Raw genomic sequence first — 3,757 nt, forward strand, 5'->3', positions numbered from 1 at the left:
GTATAAGCGACAGGAGGGGGGAGGGAATGTGGCCGGGCCGGGCCCTAGGAGCCGAGCGTCGCCAGGGCCGGGCCGAAGGCGATGAGCAGCGGGATGAGCGGGGCCAGGGCGGCGGCCGTCGTCGTACCGCGGCGGTGGGTCCGGGGCAGCCGGGGCGGCGGGTCCAGGAGGCGCTCCACCCGCTGGTGGAGCAGGGGGCGGGGAGTGGCGCAGGACAGGACGCCCCGGTGCTGGTTCAGCTCGATCAGCGCGAGGGCCGTGGTGAGGTGCCCGCAGCGGCGGGAGGCCGTGTCGTCGGCGGAGAGCTCGACCAGGCGGTGGGTCTGGTCGCGGAAGTGCGTGAAGAGCGGGATGCCCGGGAAACCGGAGGCCAGCGCCTGGGAGAGGTGCAGGAGCCAGTCGTGGCGGGCCCGGGCGTGACCCAGCTCATGGGCCTGGATGGCGTCCAGCTGGTGGTCGGTGAGGCGCTGCAGCGCGCCCGTGGTGACGACGAGCTGGGGCGGGCTGCCCGGCATCCACCAGGCGTCCGGGTACTCGTCCTCCAGCACGAGGAGCGGGCCGCGGGAGTCGCTGAGCCCGGCCGGCAGCTCGGGGGCGCGTTCGCGCAGGTGCTCGCGCCGCAGCCGCCCGCGCCTGCGGGCCTCCGTCACCTCCCGCGCCAGCATGGCCGTGGTCCAGGCGGCACCGCCGGCCAGCAGCAGCGTCAGCGCGGTGGTCCAGGGCGGGGCGGCGGCCAGGTCGTACGCCGCGGTGACCCTGGGCGGCGCGGGTGCGAAGACATGGACGCGGACGGTGTGGAAGACCGCCGAGGCACTCAGCACGAGCGACGTCAGACAGCAGAGCAGCACGGTCGCGACCAGGCACTGCCACACCCACAGCGCGAGCACGGGCTCCCGGTCGGGCCAGACCGCCCGGGTCAGGACACGGGGCGCCGCGACCGCCGCCGCCAATGCGACGACCGCCATCAGGAGGAGGGAGATCGATACGGTCATGTCGCGGGCTCCTTCGGGAAGCGGCCGTGGACACGCTACCTGCCACCGGGGCCAGGACGGCAATGAGCGGCACGACGGCGAACCGCGAGTAACCATGGACGCGTGAGCACATTGGACGCATGAGCGCGTGAGGGTATGGACGGTGGTGGCGCGGTGAGCGGGGCGAGTGCCGGGCGCGGGGCGAGCGGCGGGTACTCCGGTACGCCCCTGGCCAAGAAGATCGGGATCAAGGCCGGGCAGCGGGTGCGGTTGCTGCACGCGCCGGGGGAGGGGTGGGCGATCCCCGGGCTGCCCGAGGACTGCGAGGTCGCCGCAGGAGGGCCGAAGGAGGCGGACGTCACCCTGGCCTTCTACCGGGAGGCGGCTGCTCTGGCCGCCGAGGGACCCGCCCTCGTCGAGGCGCTCGCCGACTCCGCGATGCTCTGGATCGCCTGGCCGCGGAAGGCCGCCGGTCACGTCAGCGACATCACCGAGAACGGGCTGCGGGAGCTGTTCCTGCCGCTGGGTGTCGTGGATGTGAAGGTCGCCGCGCTCGGGGACGACTGGTCGGGGCTGAAGTTCGTACGACGCAAGGAGAACCGGCGTATTTGAAGAGTCCTTACCGTGAACGGCTAGCATCGCCCCTTGTTGTCGTACGAGGTTGTCGTACGAGGTTGTCGTACGAGGTCGAGTGGTGGGGGTGGGCGCCGTGCCGATGGAGCCGCGGATCGCGGTGGCCGTGGTGACGATGGGCACACGGCCCCAGGAGGTCGACGCGCTGCTCGCGTCGGTGGCCAAGCAGGACGTAGCGCCCACCCGGATCGTGATCGTCGGGAACGGCTGTCCGCTGCCCGAGTTCGCCGACCGGCTGGGGCTGCCCGGCGAGGTCACCGCCATCGAGGTCGACGAGAACCTCGGCTGCCCGGGCGGCCGGAACGTCGCGCTGCGCCGGCTGCGGGAGTTCGGGGACGTGGACGTCGTCGTCGACCTGGATGACGACGGGCTCCTCGTAGACCCGGACGTCCTGCGGCGCGTACGGGACCTGTACGCCGCCGATCCGCGCCTGGGCATCGTCGGATTCCGTATCGCCGACGAGCACGGCGAGACCCAGCGGCGGCACGTGCCCCGGCTCGGCGCCAAGGACCCGATGCGGGGCGGGGAGGTCACCGGTTTCCTCGGCGGCGGACACGCCCTCTCCATGGAGATGCTCGCGCAGACCGGGGACTGGCCCGCCGAGTTCTTCTTCGCGCACGAGGAGACCGACCTGGCGTGGCGGGCCGCCGACGCCGGGTGGACCATCCGGTACGAGCCCGAGCTGCTGCTCCAGCACCCCAAGACCTCGCCCGCACGGCACGCCATCTACTACCGCGTCACCGCCCGCAACCGCGTCTGGCTGGTCCGGCGCCGCCTGCCGCTCCCGCTCATCCCCGTCCACCTGGCGGTCTGGATCGCGCTGACTCTCCTGCGCACACGCTCTGTTGGCGGGCTGCGGGCATGGTTCGGCGGCTTCGTGGAGGGGCTCCGGGTCTCGGCGGGAGAACGGCGGCCGATGCGCTGGGGGACCGTCTGGCGCCTCACGCGCCTGGGGCGGCCACCGGTTATCTGAGTCGGCCCCCACCCACGGGTTTTCGGACCCGGTCGCTACGGCGACACTCCCCCGAGCCGCGGCGACCTACGACGCCAACCGCGTACCGGAACGACCGGGTCCGAACGGTGATCAAATCAGGCCACGCCAACCGATCGCTAACATGGGGCGAACGGTGTGGCGAGGCACAGAGTTTCGCCTGGGAGGTGGCGGGAGCGGCGGATTCCGGCCGTTGACGGCCGCCGATGGGAAGAGGCGGACAGGTGGGCGGCGGACAGCGGTCGGAGCGCGGCGCCGGGCCGCGCCGCGACCGATCGCCCGGCCGCCCTGACGGGCCGTCGCCCGAGCCGGGTTCCGGAGAGCGATCCGCTCCGCGATCTGCTCCGCGGTCCGGTCTGTATTCCGGTCTGCGTTTCGGGCTTCTCGGGCCGACCGTCGTGTACGACGCCGACGGTGTGCCACGGCCGGTGAACAGCGCCAAGGGGCGGGTACTGCTCACCGCTCTGCTGCTGGAACCGGGCAGGGTCGTCTCCGTCGAGGTACTCAAGGACGCGCTGTGGGGCGGGACACCGCCCGCCTCCGCGCACGCTTCGCTGCAGAACCACGTGACCCGTCTGCGACGCCTCCTGGACGACCCGGACCGGCTGCGGTCGGTACCGCCCGGCTATCAACTGCGCGTCTCCGAGGGCGAGTTGGACGTACGCCTCTTCGAGACCCGGATCGGTGCCGCCCGGGTGGCACACGCGCGGCGGGACTGGGAACGGGCCGTGACCGAGGCCGCGGCGGCACTCGGGCTGTGGCGCGGCACCCCGCTGACCGGCATGCCTCCCGGCCTCGGCGGACTCTCCCTCGTCCAACGGCTGGAGGAGGCACGGCTGTTCGCCCTGGAGTGCCGGTACGAGGCGGAGCTGGAGCTGGGCCGCGGGATGTCCGACGGGGACGCACGGCTCTCCGGTCTCGCACCCGAACTGGCCGCGCTGGTCGCGGAGTTCCCTCTGCGCGAGGCCTTCCACCGCCAGCTGATGATGGTCCTCTACCGGACGGGCCGCCGCGCCGAGGCCCTCGCCGTCCACCGTGACCTGCGCCGCACCCTCATCCACGAACTCGGCGTGGAACCGGGGCTGACGGTCCGTGAGGCCCACCTGGAGATTTTGCGGGACGATGATTCGGGGTCGGGGTCCGCCGAACTCGCCGACGCCGC

Annotated in this window: 4 protein-coding genes; 3 read left to right on the forward strand and 1 reads right to left on the reverse strand. The window is 72.8% G+C overall.

Going from position 1 to position 3,757, the window contains the following annotated elements:
- Positions 1–44: 44 nt before the first annotated feature.
- Positions 45–992 (reverse strand): M56 family metallopeptidase, encoded by a 948-nt coding sequence (locus AOK17_RS45285; protein ID WP_055618489.1) that lies wholly within the window; start codon positions 990–992, stop codon positions 45–47.
- Positions 993–1,145: 153 nt separating this feature from the next.
- On the opposite strand from AOK17_RS45285, the gene AOK17_RS45290 reads away from it, so the two are divergent.
- The 3 genes from AOK17_RS45290 to AOK17_RS45300 form a co-directional block, all read left to right on the forward strand.
- Positions 1,146–1,583 (forward strand): DUF3052 domain-containing protein, encoded by a 438-nt coding sequence (locus AOK17_RS45290; protein WP_245697800.1) that lies wholly within the window; start codon positions 1,146–1,148, stop codon positions 1,581–1,583.
- 103 nt (positions 1,584–1,686) lie between these two features.
- Positions 1,687–2,577: a glycosyltransferase family 2 protein gene (locus AOK17_RS45295; RefSeq protein WP_055618491.1), complete on the forward strand. Its 891-nt coding sequence runs from the start codon at positions 1,687–1,689 to the stop codon at positions 2,575–2,577.
- Between the two features lie 374 nt (positions 2,578–2,951).
- Positions 2,952–3,757 (forward strand): AfsR/SARP family transcriptional regulator (locus AOK17_RS45300; RefSeq protein ID WP_245697801.1); only part of this gene is annotated, 806 nt, incomplete at its 3' end.

Origin of the sequence: Streptomyces phaeochromogenes, from assembly GCF_001418655.1 — a bacterium.
GTDB classification, from domain to species: Bacteria; Actinomycetota; Actinomycetes; order Streptomycetales; family Streptomycetaceae; genus Streptomyces; species Streptomyces phaeochromogenes.

Excerpts from the sequence above, each read along its gene's own strand:
- AOK17_RS45295 (WP_055618491.1), top strand. The coding sequence starts at position 1,687 with ATGGAGCCGCGGATCGCGGTGGCCGTGGTGACGATGGGCACACGGCCC.
- AOK17_RS45285 (WP_055618489.1), bottom strand. The coding sequence starts at position 992 with ATGACCGTATCGATCTCCCTCCTCCTGATGGCGGTCGTCGCATTGGCG.